The sequence below is a fragment of the Streptomyces sp. NH27 genome, from assembly GCF_056859195.1.
Genome location: NZ_JACEGK010000031.1, coordinates 1 through 26,027, shown reverse-complemented (window position 1 = coordinate 26,027; position 26,027 = coordinate 1). Strand labels below are relative to the sequence as shown.

Genomic DNA, 26,027 nt, shown 5'->3' with positions numbered 1-26,027 from the left:
CCCCTGCACCCGCCCGCACGCCCACCCTGCACACCACGCCGGGCACCGCACCCGCCATCGCGCTACCCAAATAACGGCTGGCCGCTCTCCGGTCCTTCGGGCGACAGTGGCCGCATGCCGACGCACTCCACCCCCCTGTCCCCCGGTACTCCTGCCGTCGTCCGTCTGGTCAAGGCCGGACGGGAGAAGGTCCGCTACGACGCCACCGTGCGCTCCGACGACGGCGTCCGGGTGACCGTCACCGCGCCCTGGTCGCTGCCCACCGTCCGCGACTTCGGCTTCGTCCGCTTCGAACCCGGCGACGTCTTCACCGAGCACTACTGGCGCGACCGCTGGTACGCCGTCAAGGAGGTGCGCGACCCGGCCGGCGTCCTGAAGGGCTGGTACTGCGACATCACCCGCCCGGTCGCCGTCGAGGACGCCACGCTGCTCTCCGAGGACCTGGACCTCGACCTGTGGGTGTCCGCCGACGGCGGCGACGTACTGCGGCTGGACGAGGACGAGTTCGAGGCGAGCGGACTGGCCGGGCGGGACCCGGCGGCCGCCGAGGCGGCGGTGCGCGCGCTGGACGAGCTGGAGCGGGTGGCCAGGGACGGCGGGCCGGCGTCGCTGCTGTGAGCCGGGGGCACCTGCCCTCGGACGTCACCAGGCCGGCGTCGCTTGGCCGGCGTCACCAGGGCGCGGCACCGGGTCCGGCGACGCCCGGGGGCAGGCGCCCTATCCGCGCCAACTGGTCGGGCCCTGCCACTCCTCGGCGGTGAGCGCGAAGCGCTCGTGGTCCCGCCAGGCGTTGTTGATGAACAGCATGCGCGGCGAGAAGCCCTCGTGGCGGAAGCCGAGCCGCCGGGCCATCGCGAGCGAACGGGCATTGTCCGGCTGGACGTTGATCTCCAGCCGGTGCAGCCCCAGCCCGTCGGGCCGCGCACTGAAGCAGCGGTCGACCACCAGCCGCAGGCCGAGCGTCATCCGCCCGGTGCCCGCGTACGGCAGATAGCTGTCGTAGCCGAGCGCCGCGTTGCGGAAGCGGCCCAGCACGATGTTGGCGACGTTGCAGGTGCCGACCAGCCCGCCGGTCCCGCCGAAGTCCCCACCGGAGTTCCCGCCGTCGTCCCCGGCTTCGTCGTCGTCGACGATCAGGTAGGTCCGCAGGCCGGCGCCCTGCCGCCGCAGCAGTTCGGGCAGGGCGTCGGGTTCGACCGGGTTCCACGGCTGCAGGTGCGTGGCCGACCGCAGGACGGCGGCGCGGTGGGCCTCGGCGTCGCCCTCCTGGGGCTCGCGGATCGAAATACGCATGATCGCATCATCGCAGGAAGCCCTTTGCTCCCGCGCACCATCCACGCGGGGGGATGCCCGCCGGAAGCACCCGGTCGCCAACTCGGCCCCGACCTGGCCCGGCCCGACCCGACTCGACCCGACGCCGACCCGACCGGCCCCAGCCCGGCCTTGGAGTCGGCGGCCAACGACCGCCGACCCCGAAGGCCGGCCCGGGCGTCAGCCCATGAACTTCTTGAACTCGTCCGGCAGCTCGAAGTCCTTGCCGCCGGGCAGCCCGAGCGGGCCGCCCTCGCCGCCCGCCTGCTGCTCCTCGCGCCGGGCGGCGGCCGCGGCCGCATCGGCCTTGCGCTTCATCGGGTTGCCCGACTGCCGCTTGCCCTTGGCCTGCTTCTGCTGCTTCTTCTGCCGGCCAGGACCGCCGCCCATGCCCGGCATCCCGGGCATCCCCGGCATGCCGCCGCCCTGCGCCATCCGCGACATCATCTTGCGCGCCTCGAAGAACCGCTCCACCAGGCTCTTGACCGCGCTGACCTCGACACCCGAGCCCTTGGCGATCCGGGCCCGGCGCGAGCCGTTGATGATGTGCGGGTCGGCCCGCTCGGCGCGCGTCATCGACTTGATGATCGCGGCGGTGCGGTCGACGTCCTTCTCGTCCAGGTTGTTGATCTGGTCCTTGATCTGGCCCATGCCCGGCAGCATGCCGAGCAGCTTGGAGATGGAGCCCATCTTGCGGACCTGTTCCATCTGCGCCAGGAAGTCGTCGAGCGTGAACTCCTTGGGGCCCTTCGCCAGCTTGGCGGCCATCTCCTCGGCCTGCTGCTGGCTGAAGGTCTGCTCGGCCTTCTCGATCAGCGACAGGACGTCGCCCATACCCAGAATCCGCGACGCCATGCGGTCCGGGTGGAAGGTGTCGAAGTCGTCCAGCTTCTCGCCGTTGGACGCGAACATGATCTGCTTGCCGGTCACGTGCGCGATCGACAGGGCGGCACCACCGCGGGCGTCGCCGTCGAGCTTGGAGAGCACCACGCCGTCGAAGCCGACACCGTCGCGGAACGCCTCCGCGGTGTTCACCGCGTCCTGGCCGATCATCGCGTCGACCACGAACAGGATCTCGTCGGGGTGCGTGACGTCCCGGATGTCCGCGGCCTGCTGCATCATCTCCCGGTCGACACCGAGCCGGCCGGCGGTGTCGATCACGACGATGTCGTACTGCTGGGTCTTGGCGAACTCGATGGAGTCCTGGGCCACCTTGACCGGGTCGCCCACGCCGTTGCCCGGCTCGGGCGCGTAGACCGCCACGCCGGCCCGCTCACCGACGACGGAGAGCTGGTTCACCGCGTTCGGCCGCTGGAGGTCACAGGCGACCAGCAGCGGGGTGTGGCCCTCCTTCTTCAGCCACTGGCCCAGCTTGCCCGCGAGCGTGGTCTTACCGGCACCCTGGAGGCCGGCCAGCATGATCACGGTCGGCGGCTGCTTGGCGAAGCGCAGCCGCCGGGTCTCGCCGCCCAGGATGGTGACCAACTCGTCATTGACGATCTTGATGACCTGTTGCGCGGGGTTCAGCGCCTGGGAGACCTCGGCGCCGAGCGCACGCTGCTTGACGTTGGCGATGAAGGCCCGCACCGCGGGGAGCGCGACGTCAGCTTCCAGCAGCGCGATGCGGATGTCGCGCGCGGTGGCGTCGATGTCCGCCTCGCTCAGGCGGCCCTTGCCCCGGAGGCTCTTGAAGGTATTCGCGAGGCGATCAGACAGAGTGTCGAACACGGTGGTCGCAGGTCCTCATCCGGGGTCGGGGGCGGAGACAGTCGCCTTCCAGGGTATCGGCCCGCGCACCGAGTCGGATGCCCTGGGCGGAAGCCGCCGGAATCGGCGCTCACCGCAGGGCTGCCTCCACCTGCTTCGCCACCTCGGCCGCGCGGGCCGGCGGCAGCGGATTGCCGTCCTTGCCGACGAGGTAGAAGGCGTCGACCGCGTTGGCGCCCAGGGTGGAGATGCGCGCCGAGCGGACGGTGACGGCGGTCGCGGTCAGCGCGAGGCCGATCCGGTGCAGCAGCCCGGGGGCGTCGTGGGCGCGGACCTCCAGCACGGTGGCGGTCTGCGAGGTGTGCCCGGGGGCGATGGTGACCCGGGCCGGCGGCGGCACGATGCCACGGCGGCGCGGGTAGGCGGACTCGCGCTCGGCGAGCCGTGCCTCGATGTCGAGGGAGCCGTCGAAGGCGCGGGCCAGGTCGGCGCGCAGCCGGGCGGCCTCGGGCAGTGCGCCGTACTCCGCGGACACCCGCCAGCTCAACAGGGCCACCGGGCCCTCCCCGACCGGGTCGACCGAGCGCAGGTCGGCGGCGCGCACGGTGAGCCGGTGCAGCGCGAGCACCCCGGCCGCGTGGGCGAGCAGGCCGGGCCGGTCGGGTACGGCGACGAGCAGTTCCACGCCCAGCGCCTCGTTCTGGGCGTCGCCCTCCGGTTCCGGCTCGGCTTTCGCGTGCAGGGCCAGTACGGGGCCGCGGGTGCGGGCGGCCTCGATCGCCAGCCGCTCCTCCTCGGCGGTGGGCTCGCGGTCCCCGTTGTCGGGCAGGTCGCCGGTGTCCAGGGCGCCGGCGACGCGGTCGACGAGGTCGGCCAGGAGGGAGGCGCGCCAGGTGCTCCAGGCGGCGGGGCCGGTGGCCAGGGCGTCGGCCTCGGTGAGGGCGGCGAGCAGTTCGAGGGTGGCGGTGTCCCGGACGGCCTCGGCGACCATGCGGATGGTCTCGGGGTCGTCGAGGTCTCGGCGGGTGGCGGTGTCGATCAGCAGCAGGTGGTGGCGGACCAGCAGGGCGAGGGTGTCCACATCGGCGGGGCCGAAGCCGATCCGGGCTGCGACGTCGCGGGCGATCACCTCGCCGGCCTCGCTGTGGTCGCCGGGCCAGCCCTTGCCGATGTCGTGCAGGAGGGCCGCGGTCAGCAGCAGGTCGGGGCGGCCGACCCGGCGGGTGAGGCCGGACGCCTGGACTGCCGCCTCCACCAGGTGCCGGTCGACGGTGAAGCGGTGCACGGCGTTGCGCTGCGGGCGGCAGCGGACCCGTTCCCAGTCGGGGATGAGCCGGGTGATCAGCCCCTCGGCCTCCATGGCCTCCCAGACCGGCACGGTGGACTCGCCGGCGCCGAGCAGCGTGAGCAGTTGCTCGCGGGCCTCCGCGGGCCACGGCACGGGCAGCGGCCGGGACGCGGCCGCGAGCCGCCGTACCGCGTGCAGGGACAGCGGCAGGTCGGCCTGCGCGGCCGCGGCGGCGGCGCGCAGCGGCAGCACGGGGTCGCGGTCGGGCTTGGCGGCCAGCGCGAGCACCGCCTCGCCCTCCTGCTCCACGACGCCCTCGGCGAGCGGGACGCGCTCGGCCGCCGCCTGGGCGGTGGGGGTACGGCCGCGCCCGAGCAGGCTGCGGCGGCGCGGGCGGGACTCGCGGGCGCGCAGCACCCGGCCGACCTCGCGCCAGGTGACATCGGCGGCGTAGGAGATACGGCGGGCGGCTTCGTAGACCTGGCGGAGCAGGGCGTCGGCGTCGAGCAGGCCGAGGGCGCCCGCGATCTGGTCCTGCTCCTGGAGGGCGAGCCGGTCGGTGGCGCGGCCGGTGACCAGGTGGAGGGCGTCGCGGGTGTCGAGCAGCCGGGTGCGGGCCTCTTCGAGTCCTTCGCGGGGGGCGTCGGCGAGCCAGGACGCGGCGACGGCGCGCAGCGCGGTGGCGTCGCGCAGGCCGCCGCGGGCCTCCTTGAGGTCGGGTTCGAGCAGGTAGGACAGTTCGCCCTGGCGTTCGGCGCGTTCGGCGCACAACTCGTGCAGGGCGGGCAGCCGCTTCGGTGCCTGGTTGCGCCAGTCCGCCAGGACGGCGCTGCGCAGCCCGGAGGTGAGGGCCGCGTCGCCGGCGATGTGCCGGGCGTCCAGCAGGCCGAGTTGGACCTTCAGGTCGTCGGCGGCGGTCGTACGGGCTTCCGCCGGGGTGCGGACCGAGTGGTCGAGGGCCAGCCCGAGGTCCCATACGGGGTACCAGACCCGGTCGGCGAGGGCCGCGACGGATTTCGGGGAGTCGTGCAGCAGCAGCAGGTCGAGGTCGCTGCGCGGGGACAGTTCGCCGCGGCCGTAGCCGCCGACCGCGACCAGCGCCCAGTCGGTGGTGTCGGCCGCCTGGGCGGCTTCGGTGGCCAGGGCGGCCAGCCACCGGTCGGTGAGGGTGGCCAGGGCGGCACGGCGCGGCGGCCCGGGCTGCCCCTCGTCGGTGAGGAGGTGCAGCCGGGCCGCCGCGTAGCCGTGGCCTTGCGCTTCGACGCTGTCGGTCACTCGTGCTCCGCTGTCTTGTCGTCGGGCCGCGGCTCGGGGTGGCCCGGGCTTACGACCTGGGTCGTTACGACCTAGTGCCGTGACCGGCAAGGTTTGCCCGGTAGCGAGGTGTCCTGGTGCTCCCCCATGGCCTTCGGCGTGGGGGTGCCCCCAGGCCGCAAGGCGGCCGGAAGCCCTCGTAGTGGGTCTACCCGGGCTTTCGGCCAACGCTGGGGGCACTCCCCCTGGCTTCGCCGGGGGTGCCCCCAGCCACCGAAGGTAGGGGGAGGACGCGCGTGCCAGGGCGGCGAGCGGGGCAAACCTTGCCGGGAGGGGCACTAGGGTGCGATCTCGCTGATCCGCTCCCCATCGCGCCCAGGTCGTCAGAGCGCGTCGGGGCCGCGCTCGCCGGTGCGGACCCGGACGGCCGTGTCGACCGGCAGGCTCCACACCTTCCCGTCGCCGATCTTGCCTGTTCTGGCCGCCTTGACCACGACCTCGATGAGCTGTTCGGCGTCGGCGTCCTCGACGAGGACCTCGATCCGGATCTTCGGCACGAGGTCGACGGTGTACTCGGCGCCCCGGTAGACCTCGGTGTGGCCGCGCTGGCGGCCGTAGCCGCTGGCCTCGGTGACGGTGAGGCCCTGGACGCCGAACGCCTGGAGGGCTTCCTTGATCTCGTCGAGCCGGTGCGGCTTGACGACGGCGGTGATGAGTTTCACGCGTCCACCTTCTTGGTCACGATGGTCTCGACACCTGCGGGGGCCGCGTGGGCGACGCTGCCGACCCCGGTGAAGTCGTATGCGGTCTCCGCGTGCTCGGCCTGGTCGATGCCGCTGATCTCGACATCCTCGGAGACCCGGAAGCCCATCGCCATGTCGATGAGCTTGGCGAGGATCGCGGCGCAGACCAGGGAGTAGCCGAGGACCGAGAAGACCCCGATGGCCTGCACGCCGAGCTGGTGCCATCCGCCGCCGTAGAAGACGCCCTTGACGTCCTGGCCGACGCCGCCGGTGGCCAGCAGGCCGATCAGCAGGGAGCCGACGATGCCGCCGATCATGTGGACGCCGACCACGTCGAGCGAGTCGTCGTAGTTGAAGCGGTACTTCAGGCTGACCGCCGCCGCGCAGATGACGCCGGCGATGACGCCGACCGCTATGGCGCCCAGCGGGCTGACCGAGGCGCAGGAGGGCGTGATCGCGACCAGGCCGGCGACCGCGCCGGACGCGGCGCCCAGGGTGGTGAAGGAGCCGTGCCGCAGCCGCTCGTAGAGCAGCCAGCCCATCATCGCCGCGGCAGTGGCGATCTGGGTGTTGATGAAGACCGTCGACGCGACGCCGTCGGAGGTGATCTCCGAGCCGGCGTTGAATCCGAACCAGCCGAACCACAGCAGGCCGGCGCCGAGCATCACCCAGGGCATGCTGTGCGGGCGCATCGGGTCGCGCTTGAAGCCGACCCGCTTGCCGATGACGAGGATCACGCCGAGGGCCGCCGCACCCGCGTTGATGTGGACCGCGGTACCGCCGGCGAAGTCGATCACGCCCTTCTGGCCGAGCCAGCCGCCGCCCCAGACCCAGTGGGCCACCGGGAAGTACACCACCGTCGCCCACAGGGCGATGAACACCGACCAGGCGGTGAACTTGACCCGGTCGGCGAGCGCGCCGCTGATCAGTGCGGGGGTGATGATCGCGAACATCAGCTGGAACGCGGCGAACGCGAAGACCGGCGTGCCGGTCGCGCCCCACAGGTCGTCCGGCGCGATGTCCCGAAGGCCCAGCCAGCGCGTGCCGCCGATGAATCCGCCGTTGTCGCCGTCGAAGGCGAAGCTGAATCCGTAGCCGGTCCACAACAGCGTTATGACCCCGAGGCTGATGAAACTCATCATCAGCATGTTCAGGGCACTCTTCACACGGACCATGCCGCCGTAGAAGAACGCCAGCCCCGGTGTCATCAGCATCACGAGCGCGGAGCTCAGAAGCAGAAATGCGGTATTACCGGAGTCGAGCTTGGGCGCATCCGCGGCCAGTGTGATGATGGCTGGTGCCATCGGCGTCTCCTCGTCATCCGAACGGCCCGTGCGGGCGGTGCAGGGGTGGGCCGGTGTTGGCCTTGAGGTTGGCCGAGGCGGGTTTCACCCGATGCCATACGATGTTTCACCGTCGTGACGAAGAAGTCACCCGTGTTACGCGGAGATGAACCATCCGGGTGTTCGGTGAAGGATGTATACGGGTGGGAAAGAAGACCATCAGCCTGGCGCGGCGACTCCGCCGTACAGGGTCGCCGTTATGCCGATTCGGCGACTTCCGGGAGTTCCTCGGAAAGGCGCTCCGCGAGCTGGACCACCTCGGGCACGTCGCCGAAGTCGCGGACGGCCGCGTGGGTGGTCTTGCGGATGCGGGTACTGACGCGCTCGGAGCGGACCCGCTTGGCGACCCCTATCGCCTGCTCGGTGAAGTGCGCGGCCTGCTCGGGCTCGCGCTTCAGGAGCTGGACGGTGCCCATGCCGACCAGGTTGAGCGCATAGGCGCGCTGGTGGACCGGGTCCTCGCGGAAGCCGTCGACGGCCTCGCGCATCTCGGGCTCGGCGAGGGACGCGTAGGTGGGGCTGCGGCCGGCGACATAGGCGAGGTCGCGGTAGGAGTGCGCGTTCTCGGCGTGCAGTTCGGCCTTGGTGAAGAAGTCGATCCAGGCCGGCTCCTCGCCCGGGCGGGCGTCGGCGAAGGTGTCCTCGGCCATCCGGACCGCGCGGTGGCACTTGTTGACCTGGCCCATGTTGGCGTAGGCGCGGGCCTCCAGGGTGTAGAGCATCGACTGCGTGGCGGCGCCGGCCGAGTCGCGGCTGCCGTACTGGGCGAGGTGGATGAGTTCCAGGGCGTCGTCGGGGCGGTCCAGATGGATCATCTGGCGGCTCATGGAGGAGAGCACGAACGCGCCGAGCGGCCGGTCGCCGGCCTCCTTGGCGGCGTGCAGCGCGAGGACCAGGTACTTCTGGGCGGTGGGCTGAAGCCCCACGTCGTAGCTCATCCAGCCGGCGAGGGCGGCGAGGTCGGCGGTGATCCGGTACAGCCGGCGGGCGATGAGCTCGGGGTGCGCCTCCTGGAGCAGGTCGGTCACCTCGTGCAGCTGGCCGACGACGGCTTTACGGCGCAGCCCGCCGCCGCACTGGCTGTCCCACTCGCGGAACATCGCGGCGGTGGACTCCAGGAGTTGCAGCTCCTGTTCGGACAGCCGGGACGGGCGGCCGCCGTCGCGGCCCGCGGCCGGCGCGGCGGGGCGGGGGACGGACGAGCTGGGCACCAGCCAGCGCTGCATGGGTTCGAGCAGGGCGGGTCCCGCGGACAGGGCGAGGGAGGCGCCGAGGAATCCGCGGCGGCCGAGCATGAGGTCGCTGCGGGAGAACTCGTTGATGAGCTGGACGGTCTGCGGGCCGGCCCACGGCAGGTCGATGTCACCGCCGGAGGGCGGCTGTTGGGCGGAGCGCAGACCGAGGTCCTCGACGGGGACGACACACCCGAAGCGTTCGGAGAACAGCTCGGACAGGATGCGCGGGATGGGCTCCCGGGGCTGCTCGCCGTCCAGCCAGCGCCGCACTCTTGAGGTGTCCGTGCTGACGTGGTGTGCGCCCAACTGGCGGGCCCTGCGGTTGACTTGACGAGCGAGTTCGCCCTTGGACCAGCCGCTGCGCACGAACCAAGAGGTCAACTGCGCGTTGGGCTGCTTGTCCGCTGTACCGGTCACGGCCGCGCCCCCCATCCCGCCTCTGCTACCTACGTAGAGTAGCGCCCCGATCACCCGACCGGCGACCGCAATTGCGGAAACGCCACCATTCGCCACCCCATCGGATGAACTCCGCCGCGCCCGCAGGCGATTCACTTGACACATGCCGGTGGGGGAGGTGCTTTTCGAGTGCGTAACCAACGGCGGGCGCGATCCGTTGGAGGGGTCATGGTGTTCACGATCGACACAATGCGTGAGATGCGGCAGCACCGGACCGTCGTGCGGCACGCCGCGAGGGTGGCGGCGCTCCCCGGCGTGTGGAGTGCCGCGCGCCGCAAGGCGCGCACCGAGGTGTGCGACACCGTCGCCGAGTACACGGGGCTGTGCGGTTGGGCGGTGGTGCCGGGCGCCCGGGCCGACCGCGGCGGCGAGGCGTGTTCGTGCGGGGAGCCGCGCTGCAAGGAGCCGGGCGCGCACCCGCTGGACCCGGCGGCCGAAGTGCCGGCCGGCGCCGGGCCCGAGGCGGCCGCGCGGATGTGGGACCGGATGCCGGGCGCGTCGGTGCTGCTGCCGGCCGGGCGGACGTTCGACATCATCGACGTGGCCGAACTGCCGGGCCGGCGGGCGCTGGTGCGGCTGGAGCGGATGGGACTGCGGCTGGGGCCGGTGCTGCTCACGCCCACCGGGCGGGCGCAGTTCTTCGTGGCTCCGGGGGCCGCGGCCGAACTCCCCCACCTGCTCTACCGGATGGGCTGGGACGACGCGCGGCTCGACCTGCGCTGCCTCGGCCCGGGTGACCATGTCACAGCTCCCCCCTCGGACTTCGGCGGGCTCGGCCCGGTCCGCTGGCTGCGCGAACCCCGACTGGACTCGATGCCCCAGCCCCCCGAGGCCCGCCTCCTCCTGGGCACCTTGGCCTACGTGTCCCACCGCACGCGGGCCTGCGCGTAAGGCCGTCGTCCCGCCACGTACTCCGCTCATGTGTAAGGGGCGTCCATCCAGGTGGGCGCCCCTTACACATGGTCGCAACGCGACCGGGCTCTACTCCCCGATCAGGGCGTCGACGAATGCCTCCGGCTCGAACGGGGCGAGGTCGTCCGCGCCCTCGCCCAGGCCGATGAGCTTGACCGGGACGCCGAGTTCGCGCTGGACGGCGACCACGATGCCGCCCTTGGCGGTGCCGTCGAGCTTGGTGAGCACGATGCCGGTGATGTTCACCACCTCGGCGAAGACGCGGGCCTGCACCAGGCCGTTCTGACCGGTGGTGGCATCCAGGACGAGCAGCACCTCGTCGACCGGGCCGTGCTTCTCGACCACGCGCTTGACCTTGCCCAGTTCGTCCATCAGGCCGGTCTTGGTGTGCAGCCGCCCGGCGGTGTCGATCAGCACGGTGTCGGCGCCCTCGGCGATGCCCTCCTTGACCGCGTCGAACGCGACCGACGCGGGGTCGCCGCCCTCGGGGCCGCGGACGGTGCGCGCCCCGACGCGTTCGCCCCAGGTCTGGAGCTGGTCGGCGGCGGCGGCCCGGAAGGTGTCGGCCGCGCCCAGCACCACGCTGCGGCCGTCGGCGACCAGCACCCGGGCGAGCTTGCCGGTGGTGGTGGTCTTGCCGGTGCCGTTGACCCCGACGACCAGCACGACGGCCGGGGACTCCTCGTGGCTCTCGGTGTGCAGCGTACGGTCCAGCGTCGGGTCGACCAGCGTGACCAGTTCCTCCCGCAGCAGCGTGCGCAGTTCGTCGGGGGTGCGGGTGCCCAGTACGCGCACCCGGGTGCGCAGCCGCTCGACGAGCTCCTGGGTCGGGGTCACACCGACGTCGGCGGTGATGAGGGTGTCCTCGACCTCCTCCCAGGTGTCGTCGTCCAGCCGCTCCCGCGACAGCAGGGTGAGCAGGCCCTTGCCGAGCGAGTTCTGCGAACGGGACAGGCGGGAGCGCAGCCGTACCAGCCGACCCTCGGTCGGCTCGGGTTGCTCGACCACGACCTGCTCGGGGACCCCCACCTCCTCGGGGGCCTCGGGCGCGGCGGTCGCGCCCGGCAGCTCGACCTCCTCGATGGTCCTGCGGGACTCGTCCCGCGGGGTCTCGGCCTCGTCCCCGACATGCGGTTCGGCGGGAGGCTTGGTGATCGTCGGGGTGCTCGGCGGCGAGGGCGGCAGCTGCTGCTTCTTCTTGCGGCGGCTGCCGACCACCAGCCCGCCGGCCCCGAGGAGCACGACCAGGGCAATGACGACGACAAGGATGACGGTTTCCATAACCCGTCCAGTATCCCTACTCCGGCGTCGTCGCCGTCTCACCCGGGTCTTCCCGCGCCGCGGCGGTGGCGGAAAGGAGGCGGCGACGGACCCGGGCGCGTGGCAGCGGCGGCGCGGCGGAAGCGAGGGGCGTGGCAGTGGCGGGGAACGCGGCGCCTCGGCCGGTCCGCGAACTCCGGACGGCGCCGGCCCGCGTGCGTACGCTCAACCCGCCCGCAGGCCGCGGTCGGCGAAGGCGATCAGCCACTCGAAGCTCTCGTCGATTTCGGCGCTCCACTGGAAGCCGTTGGCCGCCTGCAACGTCGCGAAGCCGTGGAGGAGGCTGCGCAGCATGCGTAGCGCGTGGTCCACGTCGGACGGTGCGAGGTCGTAGCCGCGCAGCACCGCCTTGAACGCGTCGAGCCAGCGCCGGCCCGCGGTGGCCAGCGGGTCGTCCGGTCCTGACGGTTCCATGCCGATCGTCGCGGCGTAGCGGCCGGGGTGTTCCAGGACGAAGGCGCGGAAGGCGCGCGCCGCGGCCGCCAGGGCGTCGCGGCCCGCGTACCCCTGGACCGCGCCGCCTGTGACGTCCGCGACCTCGTTCAACGCCAGGACCGCGATGCGCCGGTTGAGGTCGTCCTGGCCGGCCACGTGCTTGTACAGGGACGGGGTGCGCACGCCCAGCCGCTCGGCCAGCGAACCCATCGTCAGCCGGGCGAGGCCCACTTCGTCGGCGAGGGCGGCACCGGCCGCGACCACGGTCCCCTGGTTCAGGCCGGCCCTAGGCACGGGCGGCGTCCGTACGGAGGAAGTCGAGCACGAGCGAGACCACCTGGTCGGGGAACTGGTCGTGCGGGTAGTGCCCGGCGCCCTCGATCATCTCCAGGCGCCCGAGGCCCGACGGCAGGGCGTCGATGATCGCCGAACCCTCGGCGTGCGGGTCGGCCCAGTCGGGGTCGAGTGTGCCCATCACGACCAGGACCGGGGAACTGACGTTGCCGAGCTGCGCGCCGGCGTCCGTCGGGGCGCTGCGGCCCATGCCCTGCATCGCCTTCATCCGGCCCGGCTCGCGCATCAGGGCGTCGATCCGGCCGAGCCGCTCGGCCCAGTCGGCCGGCTTCACGCCGGGGTAGGCCACGTCGAGGTACGACCGCCACAGCCGCACGCTGCCGAAGACGCCCGTGCCGAGCAGCCGCAGCATGCCCTGCCGGAAGCGCTTCACCCGCAGGTCGCCCAGCCGGATCGACTGCTTGCGGGTGACCGGCCCGAGCTCGACCACCGCGCTGATCAGCTCGGGCTCCTGGGCCGCGGCGATGGTGGCGGCGCCGCCGGAGATCGAGTGCCCGACGAGCACGGCCGGGCCGCCCAGGTGCCGGACCACCGCGAGCAGATCACCGGCGACGGCCGTACGGCTCCAGGCCGGCCACTGCACGCTGGACTCGCCGCAGCCCCGCAGGTCCACCGCGGCGACCCGGTAGCCCGCCGCCACCAGCGCCGGCGTCACCGCGCGGTACGCGGCACGGCTGTCCCCCATCCCGTGCGCGAGAACGATCAGCGGGCCGGTCCCCGCCACCTCGTAAGCGATCGTGCCGCCATCGACGGCAAGGTACTCGGTCATGGCATCCCCTGAACTCGGTCTTGGCTAACTCTGTTAGCTAAAAGCTAATCCCATTAACCAACCTTGTCAACGCCGAGCCCTCGGTGGTGGCCAGGAGGCATACGAGGAACGTGCATCGGGCCCCGGGCGCCGTTCCCGCACCTACCTACAATTGCGCGGTGGACGTCAACCGCATGCCGGCTGCCGAGGTGTCGGTCTCCCCGGAGCTGGTGCGCCGGCTGCTGACCGACCAGCACCCCGATCTGGCCGGACTCGACATCAAGGTGCTGGCCAACGGGTGGGACAACCTGGTCTGCCGGCTCGGCTGCGACTACCTGGTGCGCCTTCCCCGGCGGGCCGCGTCCGCCGGACTCGTGGTGAACGAACAGCACTGGCTGCCCGGCCTCGCCGACCGTCTTCCGTTGCCCGTTCCGGCACCGGTGCGCACCGGGCGGCCGGGGCACGGGTATCCCTGGGCCTGGAGCGTGTTGCCGTTCTTCCCCGGGGACATCGCGGCCCGCACGCCGCCGGCCGATCCGGGAGAGGCCGCGCCCGCCCTTGCCCGATTCCTGGCGGCCCTGCACCTACCGGCACCGGCCGACGCCCCCGTCAACTCCTCGCGCGGAATCCCGCTCGCCGGCCGGTCCGCCGGGGTGATGGCCCAACTGCCTCACCTCGACGACCCGGCCGAGCGGGCCGCCGTGCTGCGGGTGTGGGAGAGCGCCGCCGCCGCGCCCGAGTGGGACGGCCCGCCCGTATGGCTGCACGGCGATCTGCACCCCGCGAACATCCTGGTCGACCGCGGCAGGGTCGGCGCCGTGATCGACTTCGGCGACATCACCGCCGGGGACCCCGCCACCGACCTGGCAGTCGCCTGGATGATCCTGCCCGCGCCGCAGCGCACGGAGTTCCGGAGCGCGTACGGCCGCGCCGACAACAGCACATGGGCGCGAGCACGGGGGTGGGCGCTGGCGCTGGCCCTGGTCTTCCTGACCCACTCCGCCGACAACCCGCTGATGGCCAGGATCGGCCGCCGCACCTTGAACGCGGTGCTGGACCAGGAGCCGGGATCGAAGGAGGCCGGATCGAACGAGACGGGCGAAGGCGCTCCCTCTTCCCCTGGACTGCCCGCCCCTTGAAGCGAACCAGCAGTCGCGGGCGGTCGCACCGCCCTATCTTTGGCTGATGCGCACACACCGTACCGACCGCCCGGCCGATCTCGACGTGGTCCGCGAGTCCTATGACCGCGTGGCCGACAACTACGCCCAGATGGTGGTGACGACGGGACTCGGCGACATACGTCGGTATCCCTGGCTCAAGGCGCCGATCGACGCCTTCGCCGACACCGTGAGCGGGCTCGGCCCCGTCCTCGACGTCGGCTGCGGCCCCGGAACCGTGACCGCCTACCTCGCCGAACGCGGACTCGACGTGTCCGGGGTCGATCTCTCCCCCCGCATGATCGAGAACGCGCGCCGCCTTCACCCGGAATGCCGTTTCGACGTCGCCTCCGCCACCGAACTCGACCTTGCCGAAGCATCCCTTGGCGGAGTGCTCGGCTGGTGGTCGCTGTTCAACCTCCCCCGTGACGTCCTTCCGCAGGTTCTCGCCGAGTTCGCGCGCGCCCTGAAGCCCGGCGGACACTTCATCACGGCAACCCACGTCGGCGACGAAGACGCGGTACGCACCGAGGCGTACGGCGGTGTGGCCGTTCGCTGGACCACGCACAAGTGGCAGCCGGAACAACTCGTGGACCTGATCGAGCAGGCCGGCCTGCACCCGGTCGCCGAACTCCGGCTCCCCGCGGATGAGCAGAGCGGCCCGTGTGTGGTCGTCATGGCGAAGCGACCCGGCTGACCATCGGGCATCGGCAACGGGTCCCGCGCCGGGCAACACTCCCCCGGCCGACCGTTCCGCCTCTCCACATGTCGTTGGGCCGGCAGGTCAACGAAGCGTGGCCAGCGGCAGATCGGGCAGCCGGGGGTGCCGCAGGCGCTGGCCCTCGGCATCGACGCACAGGGTGAAGGTCTCCGGCCCGGGCCGGCCCGCCTCGTCGTACGCGGTGAGGACCGTCTCGACGCGGTCCCACAAGTGGGCCGGGCCGGCCTCGCGCACCTCCCAACCGTCCCGACCGTCCCGACTGTCGGCCGTTCGCGTGAGGGCGGCGGCGGAGCCGGTGACGACGTCGATCAGGTGAACCGCGTCGCCGACGACGAGCAACTGCGCGTTCGGCACCGCGCATTGGGCGAGGAACCGCAGGTGGAACGCTTCCTCGGTGGCGGCGGTGATCCGCTCGGGGGAATGCCGCGCCGCTCGCCCGGTCGTCGGCAGGCCGGCGCTCCAGTGGGCGGGGTTGCCGAACGCCGGGGCCGCGTGGGCGCGCGCCGACATGAACGAGACGGCGCCGCCCAGCAAGTGGCCCTCGGCGCTGCCGTTCTCGCTCACGCCGAGCAGGACGCGGGCGTATCCGTAGAGCCAACCCGAGAGGGTCAGCAGGATCTTTCCGCCCGGGCGGGTCTGTGCGAGCAGCGCGGGCGGGACGAAGCGGAAGGAGCAGGCGGCCACGATCCGGTCGAAGCGTGCCTCGGGCCAGTAGCCGTACAGCCCGTCGGCCACCGCCAGGGTCGGGGTGTAGCCGCAGCCGTACAACGCGTCGGCGGCCTGCCCCAACCGGCAGCCGTCCACCTCGATGGACGTCACAGCGGCCGAGCCGAGGGGTTCACACGCGAGCGCGGTCGAATAACCGGTGCCCGTACCGATCTCCAGCACCTCATGCCCTTCCCGCACCTCCGCGTCCGCCCACATCCGCGCCACCAGCGACGGAAGCGTGCTGGAGGACGTCGGCGCTCCACCATGCCGTACGGACGGTGCCCGCCGGTCCGGCTCCTCCCCGTCGAACTGGGTGATGAGGGTGGTGTCGGAGTACGCGGCGGGCAGCCATCGCGCGTAGTCCCGCGCGGCGGTGACCGGTTCCCACACCGTCAGGCCCTGCGCGTCGCGTTCCTCCGCGGGCAGGTAGAACCCGGGGACGAAGCGGTGCCGCGGCACGACGGCGACCGCCTCGCACCAACCCGGATCGGCCGACTCGCGCCCGCCCGCGAGACTTTGGGCCAGCGCTTCCCGCAGGCGTGCCGCGTCGGCCTCGATGTCGGCGGGTGTACTCACGACGTGCTCCGTTCTGCGAGGCTCGGGTGCCTCAGTCGACCCGCAACTCGTAGTGGAGCCGTTGGGTGGTGGCGCGGAAAGCCGATACGTCGACTTGAAAGGCGGTGCCGTCTGCGTCGAGGGTGACGCGGACCAGTTCGAGGACGGGTTCGGCCGCGGTAAGGCCGAGGGCTTCCTGCTCGGCCGGCAGCGGCAGCCGGGCGCGGACGTCTTCGCGTACGGTGCGGGCGCGGTAGCCGAGCTCGGCAAGCAGGGTGACGGCGCCGCCGCGGATCTTCGCGGTCCCGGCCAGCGCCGTGCCGCGTGCGACGCCCACCGGGTAGTAGGTCACGGTCACTTCGGTGGGTTCGCCGTCCAGCAGGATCACCCGGCACCGCTCGATCACGGCTTCGCCCTCACCCACTCCGAGGAGCGCGGCCACTTCCGCGGGGGCCGCCGTCTCCCCGGCCCGCACGATCCGCTGCGAGCCGGTCCGGCCACGGGCCGCCGTCTCCGCGCTCCACGCGTCCCGCTCCCCTTCGCCGCGCGCCCGCACGTACGGCGCCGACCCGTGCACCCATTCTTTGCCGGCGCCCATCGGCTCGGCTCCTCCCGTTTCCATGCCCCTCGCTGCCGCGACCGCCCAACCTCAGACCACGCCGAAATCGACGGCGCCGGAACGGACCAGGTCCACGAAGGAGGCCCACTCCGTGGAGGTGACGAGGAGAGCTGAGCCCGCCTTGTCCTTGGAGTCGCGTATGCCGACCGCGTGCGCGAGCGGGGCGACCTCGACACAGTTGTTCGTGCTGCCGCTGTAGCTGGACTTGCGCCAGCCGCCCGTGTACTCATCGCTCGGCATGCCCGTGATCTCTCCTCGCTGCTGCCGAAGTGCACTGCATCGACCGTGGCAGCACAATGCCCCGGCGGCGAGGCCAGAACGCGTCAAACGTACGGCCCCGCCTGGTCGGTGCGATCATGTGCGGCCCGGGCTCAGACCACGCCGAAATCGACGGCGCCGGAACGGACCAGGTCCACGAAGGAGGCCCACTCCGTGGAGGTGACGAGGAGAGCCGAGCCCGCCTTGTCCTTGGAGTCGCGTATGCCGACCGCGCGAGTGAGCGGGGCAACCTCGACGCAGGAGCCTCCGGAGTCGTTGCTGTAGGAGGACTTGAACCAGCGGGACTCGTCGGCCAGATCGGGGGCCAGGATGTTCGCGTTGATGGCTACGTCCATTCTGTCGCTAGCTTGTTCAGGAAGCCGGCCGTGCGAGCCGGTGGCAGGGCGCTGTCGCGCATCGCGTCAAACCGGCGGATGGTCCGCAGCACGTCTCGGCGCTCGTCGGACACGCTGATGGTGTTCCACTGGTCCGCCTGTACGACAGGATCAAGTGTCTCGCAGAAGTCCAGGATTGCGAAGTTGCTCTCCGAGCGGTAACTCACCACGTCGTGCGGCAGGATCTGCACTGTCACGTTCTCCAACTCGGCCAGTCGCACGATCTCCGCGAACTGCTCGCGCATCACCTGGGGACCACCCACCAGGCGGCGCACCGCCGTCTCGTCCATGATGACGCGCAGCTTCAACGGGCCCTCCGCACGAGTGATCAACTCCTTTCGCTCGGTGCGGAGTTGGATATTCGACTCGACGTACTCCGTGGTCGTCTCATCAATCGGCTTGGCAATCATGTAAAGCGCACGTGCGTACGCCTCGGTCTGGAGCAGCCCGAACACGAAGCTCGGCTGGAAGACGCGCATCGCCTCCGCGTCCTCTTCCAAGCCTCGATACGTCGGCATCTTCGAGGGCATGTACGCCTTGTACGGGGTCCAGGGCTCCTTGCTCAGGGACTCGCGGTGGAGTTGGAGCAGGGTCTCGCGGTCGCCCTTGGCCATGTCGAGGTCGTAGTAGTCGATCAGCGCTTCGAGGTCGCCGACGCGGGGCAGGTCATTCTCCCCGATCTCGACCCGGGCGAGCTTGCTGTGCGAGAACTTCAGGGCCTTGGCGACCTCTTGGATCGTGAGGCCCCGCTTCTCCCGGAGCTTGCGCAACTCCTTGCCCAGCTCTCTCCTCCGGAACGTCGCTCCACGCTTCGCTGCCACGCGACATCCCCTCCTTTTCGTGTCGGTCCCGCCGGGGTTCGTGTGAGTGGTCCGGAAGGCACCTGTCGGGTGCCGACGTGGGTCGTGCCGGGGTGCGCTCCGCCCACAGTCCGGTGTTGGCTGTGCGGTTGTTACTGATCGGGCATTTGCCAATTTTGACTATGCGAACGACTCGCTTGCACAGCAATTGGCACATGCGCGAACGTAGTTGACGTTGCACCAGGAAACCTCACGGACAACCCAGGTGAGGAGCAATCACCCTTGGTCAATGTTCGCCGACAAAACACCCATGCCCGAAACGCCATCGAGGAGCCCTCGCCCATGTCCCTGAACGCCGGCCGATTTTCGGCGAAACTGCTGGACCCGACGCTGTCCGCGCGGTCGCTGTACGGGGCCGAGTTGAGGTACTTCCGGGAGCGGGCCGGGCTGACGTTGGAGGAGTTGGCGGACCGGCTGCACATCGAGATGTCGTTCCTCGCCCGGATCGAGCAGGGGGAACGGCGGCTGGCCGACGAGTTGGCGCGGGCGGTGGACGAAATCCTCGGCACCGGCGGCTTCTTCGCGCGGAACCTGGTGGTCGCCCGCTCCGCGCCCGCCCCCGGTCGGCTCACCCCGCTCGCGGAGTGGGAGTGGCTGGCGACCGCCATCCGGGAGTGGGACGCCGCGCTCGTGCCGGGCCTGCTCCAGACGGACGCGTACGCCGCAGCCGTCGCGAAGACGTACGCCGCGCTGCTGGCGGACCGCCCCACCCGGCACCGTTGGGAGGCGAGGCTGTCGCGGACCCCCGTGCTGATGGACCCGCGCGGCCCCCGCTACACCGGGGTGCTCGGCGAGGCCGCGCTACGCCGCCCGCTCGGCGGTCCCGCCGCCATGGCGGGGCAACTCCACCACCTCGCCGATCTGGTCCGCCGCGACCGCATCACGCTGCACGTCCTCCCGCTGACCGCCCCCCCGCACCCCGCCGCCACGGACGGGGCGTTGCGCATCATGACGTACGCCGAAGAGAACCCCACGCTGCACTTCACCGCTCACCACACCGGCACCCACCAGACCGACTCCGCCGCCGTCGCCCTCGCCCACCTCACCCACGACCTGCTCGCCGACGCCGCGCTGCCCCCGGCGCAGTCGCTGAGCCTGATCGAGACGGCCGCGGCCGGATACGAGCAGCAGCCGGAACCGGAACCGGCGCGGCCCAAGCCCGCCGCGCGAACCACCGCAAGGAACTCGGCCGCATCATGACCGCGCACCCCACCGACCCCGTAGACCGCGCCCACGAAATGGGTATCTACAAGCGCTACTTCGACCTCATCACGGCCGGCCGCAAGACCACTGAGATCCGCGTGAACGACTCCAGTCGCCGCAAGATCAAGGAGGGTTCGCCGATCCGGTTCCGCCGCCAGGGCGGCGAAGTCCTGACCCGGGTCGTACGCGTCGCCCGCTACGTCACCTTCGACGAGATGTTCGACCACGAGGACATCGCGTCGGTCAACCCGCTGGCCACCCGCGACGAACAACTCGCGAACATCCGCCAGATCTATCCACCCGAACGCGAAGCCCTCGGGGTCGTCGCCCTCGGGTTCGAGTTGGTCGGCCCACCCCGCACCAGGTGAGCCGCCGCCACCCGTGCGAGGCCGACAACCCGGTCCCCGGTAGCGCCCCGCCGGACCCGTACGACCGCCTCACGTGCGTCGAGCCCGGCCGGAAGACCGGCTCGGCCGAGCCACACGTCAGCCCATCTCCACCACACCCGCGTCGGGATGCCGGATCGCGTTGTGCCCGGACGGTGGCAACCGGTCCTCACGACACAGTGCCGCCCGGGGTGAGGATTTCCATGAGATGTCCGTCGGGGTCGTGGAAGTAGGTGCCCCTGCGGCCTATGGCGCCCCTACCGTGATAGATCTGCCCAATCTCCTGGCATGCGGGATCGCCGTAGTGGGTGATTCCGCCGCGCTGGATGCGGGCGAGGGCGGCGTCGAACTCCTGCTCACTGACCATGAACGCGTAGTGGTGCGGCTCAAAGTCGTCCGACTGGTCGTAGTCCAGGCTGACCTGGTTGGCCAGCGTGACCGGCGTGAAGTGCGCCACCGGCGGATCGACGCTCAGGCCGAGGATTCCGGCCAGGAACTGCGCCGAGGCTTGCGGGTCACGGGCGGGGACGATGGTGTGATTCAGTTCCACGGCCATGGGGACTCCTCTTCAGGGACGGGCAGTGCGTGGTGGGGTGTTCGGCGGCCTCGGCGACCCGGCATGGCGCATGGATGCGTGACCGCCCAGGGGAGGTCAGGGCTACTCCGGCCGACCAGCTACGGCTACGGCTGCCGTGTCACACCTCGATCTGCTCGAAGATGTGCGGGTACGACACGACGTCGTCGGAGAACTCGGCCGCCATGCGCTGGAACTCCGGGCTGCCGAACGCCGTGGCGAGCGCCTCGGTCGACTCCCAGACCGCGACGTTCATCAGCAGCTGACTGCCCGCCGTTCCCTTGTGCATCTGCAGGGAGACGAATCCCGGCTGAGTATTCATGAACTCCGCCTGCCTCCGAAAGAGGGCCAGGAACGCTTCGGTCCTCTCCTTCGGGACGAAGAAGGTGTTGGCCAGGACGATGGGCCCGGTCTCCTCCTTGAACTGCGCGAACATCGGCGTATTCGGGTCCAGACTCTGCAACGCGTAGACGACGTAGGTGCCCGAGAGGTTCCAGTCCGACAGGCTCGGGAAGCTCGCGGTGATGGCCCAGTTGGCGATCCACTGCGCGGAGGCGGCGACGCCGAGGGCCGCGGCGCGGATCTTGTCGGGGAACATCTCGCCGAGGAAGACCCAGACGACGACGCCCCAGGACAGGGCGAAGAAGAGCACGAAGCAGTGGGCGGCGACGAGGGCGACGGTGCCCTCGGCGTTCGGGAGGGTCGCGCCGTGCTTGGCGGAGAACGCCCAGGCTCCGAGCGCGAGGGCGATGGCCATGCCGGTGGCGCATCCCACCGAGGAAAGCAAGGACGCGGCGGCCCCGCACATTCGGTCCATGAACGATCAGACGGCTTGAGCGGCCGCCCGCTTGCCGTCCCGGAGCCGCTGGCTGATCACCTTGGACACGCCGTCACCCTGCATCGATACTCCGTACAGGGCATCGGCGACCTCCATCGTCCGCTTCTGATGCGTGATCACGATGAGTTGCGAACTCTCCTGGAGCTCCTCCATGATCCGGATCAGCCGTTGCAGGTTGGTGTCGTCGAGCGCCGCCTCGACCTCGTCCATCACATAGAACGGGCTCGGCCGCGCCTTGAAGATCGACACCAGCATCGCCACCGCGGTCAGCGAGCGCTCACCACCCGACAGCAGCGACAGCCGCTTCACCTTCTTCCCCGGCGGCCGCGCCTCGACCTCCACCCCCGTGGTGAGCATGTTCTCCGGGTCGGTCAGCAACAGCCGGCCCTCGCCGCCCGGGAAGAGCCGCGAGAAGACGCCCTCGAACTCGCGGGCGGTGTCGTGGAAGGCGGCGGCGAAGACCTGCTCCACCCGCTCGTCGACGTCCTTGATCACCTGGAGCAGGTCGGCGCGGGTCTTGCGCAGGTCCTCCAACTGCTCGGTGAGGAACTTGTGTCGCTCCTCCAGGGCCGCGAACTCCTCCAGCGCCAGCGGATTGACCTTGCCGAGCTGCGCATACGCCTTCTCCGCCGCCTTGAGCCGCTTCTCCTGCTCGGCACGGACATACGGCACCGGCTGGTTGCGCGGGTGCTCCGGGTCGTCGGGGAGCACCTCGCCCTCGGCGGGCGGCGAGGGCGGCACCGGCAGTTCCGGGCCGTACTCGGCGACCAGGCCGGCCGGCTCCATGCCGTGCTCCTCCAGCGCCTTCGCCTCCAACTGCTCGATCCGCAGCCGCTTCTCGGCGCCCAGCACCTCGCCCTTGTGCACGTCCCCGGTCAGCCGGTCCAGTTCGGACTTCAGCTCCCGGCCGCGGCGGCGCTCGGTGCCGAGTTCCGCCTCCCGCTCGGCCCTGGCCCGCTCGGCCGCGACCCGCTCGGCCTCGGCCCGGCCCAGCGAGACCTGCACGCACTCCAGCAGCCCGCGCGCACCGGCCAGTACGGCCGCCGCCACCGACGCCTCGTACGCCAGCCGGGCCCGGCGCCGCTCGGCCCGCGCCCTGGTCTCCCGCTCGGCGCGGGCCGCCCGGTCCAACCCGTCGGCCCGCCCGGCCAGGCTCTTGACCCGCTCCTCGTGGGTCCGCACCTGTAGGCGCGCCTCCATCTCCGTCTGCCGTGCGTTCGCGCCATCGGCGGCCAGCCGATCCCGGGCGAAGGTGTCCGGCTCCTCCTCACCCGGCTCCTCCTGCGCCTCGCTCAGCCGGTACGACAACTCCTCGAACTCCTCGCGCGCCGCGGCCAGTGACTCCTCGGCGCGCAGCACGGCCGCCGCCGCGCGGTCCGCCTCCCCCGCCGCCGCCCGCGCCTGGCCGCCGTACCTGCCGAGTTGCTGCGCCACCGACGACTTCGCCTTCTCCGCCGCCCTGCGCCGCTGCCCCAGCTCGTCGACTTCCCGCGCCGCCGCGGCCCTGCGCTCCTTGGCGGCCTGCTGGCGCTCGGCCAGCTCCGCGCACTGATCCGCCAACCGCTCCAGCTCGGCGCTCGCCTCGTCCACCTGCGCCTGCACCTCCAGGACGCTGGGCGCCTTCGCCGAACCGCCCTGCGCCAGGTGCGCGGCCAGCACATCGCCCTCGGCGGTCACCGCGGTCAGCTCCGGATGCCGGGTGACCAGCGCCTCGGCGTCCTCCAGCGTCGCCACCACCACGAACCCGTGCAGCAACCGCCGCACCGCGGGCAGCAGATCGGCGTCCGCGGCCACCAACTCCACGGCGTGGCGCGCCTGCGCGGGCAGCCCGCCGCCTTCGGGCCGCGGGGCCGGCAACCCGGGCGCCGTGACGGCCGACGCGATACGGTCGCCGACCGTACGATCACCAACCGTACGATCACCGGCCGCGTCCCCGGCGCCGGGTGCGGCGACTCCCCCGCCGGGCACCGCGGGCCCCGGCACCGAGCCGGCATCGCGGGGGGAGCCGTGGCCGAAGTCACGACCAGGGTCCGTACGATCTCCCGCCGTCTGAACGGGCAGCACCGCCTCGGTGGACCCGGACGGCCCGGACGCGGGTGTGGCCGCGGGTGGCGCGGCGAGCAGCAGCGCGGCGCGGCCGCCATCCTCCTTGCGCAGCAGTCGCAGCGCCTCCGCGGCCGCGGCCGGGCCGGTGACGGCAACCGCGTCGGCGGCGACGCCCAGGGCGGCGGCGACCGGGACCTCGTAGCCGGGGGTGACCCGCAGCAGCGCGGCGGCGGAGCCGAGGACACCGGCGAGACCGTCCGGTGCGCCGGCCCGCGCCAGCAGCGCACCGGTGCCGTCCTTACGGCGCAGCGACGGGGCGAGGGCGTCGCGGCGGGCGGCGACCGCGGCGCGCCGGCGCTCCGCGGTGGTGGCGGCCTCCCGGGCGGTGCTGAACTCCTCCTCCGCGGCGGCCTGCGCGGCGCGCGCGGCCTCGAAGCAGGCGTCGAGTTCGGTGTCGTCGGCGTCCAGGCCCTCGACCTGGGCGCGCAGTTCTTCGTACTCGGCCTGCGCGGACTCGGCACGGTCGCGGGCCTCGTCACGGGCGGAGGCGAGCCGGCCGATCTCGGCCTCGGCCGAGCCGGCCTTCGAACGGGCCGCATTGACCTGCGCGTTCAGCCGGGCCAGGCCCTCACGGCGGTCGGCGATGGCGCGGGCGGCGACCCGTAGCCGGGTCTCCTCCTCGGCGAGCCGCCGCTCGAGTTCGGCACGGTGGCCGACGGTGTCCTCCAGGGCGCGCTCGGCCGCGTCGAGCGCCTCGACGAGTTCGGCCTCCTGCTCCCGGATACGGGCGGCCTCGCGCTCCATGTCCTCCGGGTCCCGGCCGCGCCGCTCCTCGGCGGGCTGACCGACGGAGTGCCGGTGGCGCTGCTCGGCCAGCCCGATGGTGCCGCGCACCCGCTCGGTGAGCTGGGACAGGGCGTACCAGGTGGCCTGGGCGTCGTTGACCCGCGGGGTCAGGGCCCGCACCTGCTCCTCCAGGCGGGCCTCGCGCTGCACGGCGGCGGCGAGTTCGCTCTCGACGGCGCCCCTGCGCTCCTTGAGGGCGGCCTCGTCGGCGACTTCGGCGCGCAGCGCCTCGCGCAACGTCACCAGGTCGTCGGCGAGCAGCCGCAGCCGGGCGTCGCGCAGGTCGGCCTGGATGACGGCGGCGCGGCGGGCGACCTGGGCCTGGCGGCCGAGCGGCTTGAGCTGGCGGCGCAGTTCACCGGTGAGGTCGGTGACGCGGGCGAGGTTGGCCTGCATCGCGTCGAGCTTCCGCAGCGCCTTCTCCTTGCGCTTGCGGTGCTTGAGGACGCCGGCCGCCTCCTCGATGAAGGCGCGGCGGCCCATCGGGTCGGCGTGCAGCACGGAGTCCAGCCGGCCCTGGCCGACGATCACGTGCATCTCGCGGCCGATGCCGGAGTCGGAGAGGAGTTCCTGGATGTCGAGCAGCCGGCAGGTGTCGCCGTTGAGCTGGTACTCGCTGCCGCCGTTGCGGAACATGATCCGGGTGATGGTGACTTCGGCGTAGTCGATGGGCAGCACGCCGTCGGTGTTGTCGATGGTCAGCGACACCTCGGCGCGGCCCAGCGGGGGGCGGCCGGTGGTGCCGGCGAAGATCACGTCCTCCATCTTGCCGCCGCGCAGCGACTTGGCACCCTGTTCGCCCATCACCCAGGAAAGCGCGTCCACTACATTGGACTTGCCGGAGCCGTTGGGCCCGACGACGCAGGTGATTCCGGGTTCGAAGCGCAGCGTCGTCGCGGAGGCGAACGACTTGAAGCCGCGCAGCGTGAGGCTCTTGAGATGCACGCCGGTCGACTCTACCCGCCGGGTGCGGTTTCACCGAGGAATATGCAGGGCAGATCAGACGTAGAACCGGGGCAACGGGTGATCATCAAGCATTGTGAAGCGTTCGAAGGGGAGGCGAGGGGGCAGGGAGCAGCCGGGGTGGCGCGCAGTTCGCGACACGACGAAGGGACGCCGAGAAGGCGTCCCTTGAAGTGCCGTAGTCATATCCCATTGCGGCGATACGCAACGGTAATATGCGAGGGCATGTCGCGCGGCCAGCGCACGCGATGAATGTTCAGTGGTGAATGTCCGTTGGCGAACGTCCACTGATGAAAGTCCAGCTGCGTATTCACTCGATGAACGTGCGCATGAACGTGCGCATGAACGTGTGCGTTGCGCAGATAAGCACGCATCAGACGCGCATACGAGCACGCACGTAGGGGCACGTACCCATCGGGGAGAACGCGACGGTGAACGCGGTGAACAGAAACGCGTAGAACAGGTTGAACACAGGGGCGGGTCCCAAGGACGCCGTCCGGCGATATCGGTGGAGGGAGATTCCCGTCACCCGCCGGATCAGGCGAGCGCGGGCTCCGCGCGAGTGACGTCGATGCTGTTGAGCAGCGACTCTTCACGCGATGCGACAGCCAGGGCGTCATTCTCCGCCTGCATGCGGATCAGCTCGGACTCGAGGTCCTGGACGCGCTGCTGAAGCCTTCGCATCTCGGCGAGGAGTCGCGGGTCGGGACCGCCGACGTAACCGAGAAGCGCCTTTGCCATGATGGATGGTCCTCCACGCTGAGTGACCGACCGGGGCGGGTGGGTCGTGGG

The 26,027-nt window shown here is 71.6% G+C and carries 24 protein-coding genes and 1 pseudogene; 6 read left to right on the top strand and 19 right to left on the bottom strand.

Annotated elements, in window-relative coordinates:
- Window positions 1-114: 114 nt before the first annotated feature.
- Entirely contained in the window at window positions 115-618 is a 504-nt protein-coding gene (locus AC13HU_RS04975) for a ribonuclease FAU-1 family protein (protein ID WP_483040490.1), read from the top strand.
- Window positions 619-717: 99 nt separating this feature from the next.
- Here the strand turns inward: AC13HU_RS04975 and AC13HU_RS04970 are convergent, their stop codons facing one another.
- The 6 genes from AC13HU_RS04970 to nsdA form a co-directional block, all read right to left on the bottom strand.
- Window positions 718-1,293 carry a GNAT family N-acetyltransferase gene (locus AC13HU_RS04970; RefSeq protein WP_483040489.1) on the bottom strand — a complete coding sequence of 192 codons (576 nt, stop codon included), beginning with the start codon at window positions 1,291-1,293 and terminating at the stop codon, window positions 718-720.
- A 198-nt stretch (window positions 1,294-1,491) separates the two neighbouring features.
- The gene (ffh, locus tag AC13HU_RS04965) at window positions 1,492-3,039 is read right to left on the bottom strand and encodes a signal recognition particle protein (protein ID WP_483040488.1); all 1,548 of its coding nucleotides are present in this window, start codon (window positions 3,037-3,039) and stop codon (window positions 1,492-1,494) included.
- A gap of 109 nt (window positions 3,040-3,148) precedes the next feature.
- The gene (locus AC13HU_RS04960; protein WP_483040487.1) at window positions 3,149-5,581 is read right to left on the bottom strand and encodes a [protein-PII] uridylyltransferase; all 2,433 of its coding nucleotides are present in this window, start codon (window positions 5,579-5,581) and stop codon (window positions 3,149-3,151) included.
- Between the two features lie 362 nt (window positions 5,582-5,943).
- On the bottom strand, window positions 5,944-6,282 hold the full coding sequence (locus AC13HU_RS04955; RefSeq protein WP_328469991.1) for a P-II family nitrogen regulator: 339 nt from the start codon (window positions 6,280-6,282) through the stop codon (window positions 5,944-5,946).
- Window positions 6,279-7,607: an ammonium transporter gene (locus tag AC13HU_RS04950; RefSeq protein WP_483040486.1), complete on the bottom strand. Its 1,329-nt coding sequence runs from the start codon at window positions 7,605-7,607 to the stop codon at window positions 6,279-6,281. Before AC13HU_RS04950 ends, AC13HU_RS04955 begins: the two co-directional genes overlap by 4 nt.
- Window positions 7,608-7,843: 236 nt before the next feature.
- Window positions 7,844-9,313, bottom strand: coding sequence for a transcriptional repressor NsdA (nsdA, locus tag AC13HU_RS04945; RefSeq protein WP_483040485.1), 1,470 nt, complete (start codon window positions 9,311-9,313; stop codon window positions 7,844-7,846).
- A gap of 192 nt (window positions 9,314-9,505) precedes the next feature.
- Between nsdA and AC13HU_RS04940 the strand changes: the two genes are divergently transcribed.
- Complete coding sequence (locus AC13HU_RS04940; RefSeq protein WP_483040484.1) at window positions 9,506-10,228, top strand: bifunctional DNA primase/polymerase; 723 nt, start codon at window positions 9,506-9,508, stop codon at window positions 10,226-10,228.
- Window positions 10,229-10,318: 90 nt separating this feature from the next.
- On the opposite strand, the gene ftsY is transcribed toward AC13HU_RS04940, so the two are convergent.
- The 3 genes from ftsY to AC13HU_RS04925 form a co-directional block, all read right to left on the bottom strand.
- Window positions 10,319-11,530 carry a signal recognition particle-docking protein FtsY gene (gene ftsY, locus AC13HU_RS04935; RefSeq protein ID WP_483040483.1) on the bottom strand — a complete coding sequence of 404 codons (1,212 nt, stop codon included), beginning with the start codon at window positions 11,528-11,530 and terminating at the stop codon, window positions 10,319-10,321.
- 204 nt (window positions 11,531-11,734) lie between these two features.
- Window positions 11,735-12,268: a TetR/AcrR family transcriptional regulator gene (locus AC13HU_RS04930; protein ID WP_483040492.1), complete on the bottom strand. Its 534-nt coding sequence runs from the start codon at window positions 12,266-12,268 to the stop codon at window positions 11,735-11,737.
- 22 nt (window positions 12,269-12,290) lie between these two features.
- Complete coding sequence (locus AC13HU_RS04925; RefSeq protein ID WP_483040482.1) at window positions 12,291-13,127, bottom strand: alpha/beta fold hydrolase; 837 nt, start codon at window positions 13,125-13,127, stop codon at window positions 12,291-12,293.
- 158 nt (window positions 13,128-13,285) lie between these two features.
- Here AC13HU_RS04925 and AC13HU_RS04920 point away from each other — a divergent pair, with 158 nt between their 5' ends.
- Both AC13HU_RS04920 and AC13HU_RS04915 read left to right on the top strand, forming a co-directional pair.
- Window positions 13,286-14,245, top strand: a complete 960-nt coding sequence (locus AC13HU_RS04920; RefSeq protein ID WP_483040481.1) for an aminoglycoside phosphotransferase family protein — start codon at window positions 13,286-13,288, stop codon at window positions 14,243-14,245.
- A gap of 46 nt (window positions 14,246-14,291) precedes the next feature.
- The gene (locus AC13HU_RS04915) at window positions 14,292-14,960 is read left to right on the top strand and encodes a class I SAM-dependent methyltransferase (protein WP_483040480.1); all 669 of its coding nucleotides are present in this window, start codon (window positions 14,292-14,294) and stop codon (window positions 14,958-14,960) included.
- An 87-nt stretch (window positions 14,961-15,047) separates the two neighbouring features.
- On the opposite strand, the gene tgmC is transcribed toward AC13HU_RS04915, so the two are convergent.
- The 5 genes from tgmC to AC13HU_RS04890 form a co-directional block, all read right to left on the bottom strand.
- A complete protein-coding gene (tgmC, locus tag AC13HU_RS04910) occupies window positions 15,048-16,268 on the bottom strand; it encodes an ATP-grasp peptide maturase system methyltransferase (RefSeq protein ID WP_483040479.1) in 1,221 nt (406 codons plus the stop codon).
- Window positions 16,269-16,299: 31 nt separating this feature from the next.
- On the bottom strand, window positions 16,300-16,845 hold the full coding sequence (locus AC13HU_RS04905; RefSeq protein ID WP_483040478.1) for a GntR family transcriptional regulator: 546 nt from the start codon (window positions 16,843-16,845) through the stop codon (window positions 16,300-16,302).
- 51 nt (window positions 16,846-16,896) lie between these two features.
- Complete coding sequence (locus tag AC13HU_RS04900; protein ID WP_483040477.1) at window positions 16,897-17,106, bottom strand: DUF397 domain-containing protein; 210 nt, start codon at window positions 17,104-17,106, stop codon at window positions 16,897-16,899.
- 131 nt (window positions 17,107-17,237) lie between these two features.
- Window positions 17,238-17,480, bottom strand: coding sequence for a DUF397 domain-containing protein (locus AC13HU_RS04895; protein WP_483040476.1), 243 nt, complete (start codon window positions 17,478-17,480; stop codon window positions 17,238-17,240).
- Window positions 17,471-18,340 (bottom strand): helix-turn-helix domain-containing protein, encoded by an 870-nt coding sequence (locus tag AC13HU_RS04890; RefSeq protein ID WP_483040475.1) that lies wholly within the window; start codon window positions 18,338-18,340, stop codon window positions 17,471-17,473. The genes AC13HU_RS04895 and AC13HU_RS04890 overlap by 10 nt, the downstream gene beginning before the upstream one ends.
- 321 nt (window positions 18,341-18,661) lie before the next feature.
- Between AC13HU_RS04890 and AC13HU_RS04885 the strand changes: the two genes are divergently transcribed.
- Both AC13HU_RS04885 and AC13HU_RS04880 read left to right on the top strand, forming a co-directional pair.
- Entirely contained in the window at window positions 18,662-19,579 is a 918-nt protein-coding gene (locus AC13HU_RS04885) for a helix-turn-helix domain-containing protein (RefSeq protein WP_483040474.1), read from the top strand.
- Window positions 19,576-19,950 (top strand): ASCH domain-containing protein, encoded by a 375-nt coding sequence (locus tag AC13HU_RS04880; RefSeq protein ID WP_483040473.1) that lies wholly within the window; start codon window positions 19,576-19,578, stop codon window positions 19,948-19,950. Before AC13HU_RS04885 ends, AC13HU_RS04880 begins: the two co-directional genes overlap by 4 nt.
- Window positions 19,951-20,137: 187 nt before the next feature.
- Here the strand turns inward: AC13HU_RS04880 and AC13HU_RS04875 are convergent, their stop codons facing one another.
- The 5 genes and pseudogenes from AC13HU_RS04875 to AC13HU_RS04855 form a co-directional block, all read right to left on the bottom strand.
- Entirely contained in the window at window positions 20,138-20,524 is a 387-nt protein-coding gene (locus tag AC13HU_RS04875) for a VOC family protein (RefSeq protein WP_483040472.1), read from the bottom strand.
- Window positions 20,525-20,663: 139 nt separating this feature from the next.
- Entirely contained in the window at window positions 20,664-20,978 is a 315-nt protein-coding gene (locus AC13HU_RS04870) for an antibiotic biosynthesis monooxygenase family protein (protein WP_483040491.1), read from the bottom strand.
- Window positions 20,952-21,362, bottom strand: a pseudogene (locus AC13HU_RS04865) (MFS transporter); the annotation flags it as partial. The pseudogene AC13HU_RS04865 and the gene AC13HU_RS04870, both read right to left, overlap by 27 nt.
- A 3-nt stretch (window positions 21,363-21,365) precedes the next feature.
- The gene (locus AC13HU_RS04860; RefSeq protein WP_483040471.1) at window positions 21,366-25,217 is read right to left on the bottom strand and encodes an AAA family ATPase; all 3,852 of its coding nucleotides are present in this window, start codon (window positions 25,215-25,217) and stop codon (window positions 21,366-21,368) included.
- A gap of 555 nt (window positions 25,218-25,772) precedes the next feature.
- Complete coding sequence (locus tag AC13HU_RS04855) at window positions 25,773-25,976, bottom strand: hypothetical protein (protein ID WP_483040470.1); 204 nt, start codon at window positions 25,974-25,976, stop codon at window positions 25,773-25,775.
- Window positions 25,977-26,027 lie beyond the last annotated feature (51 nt).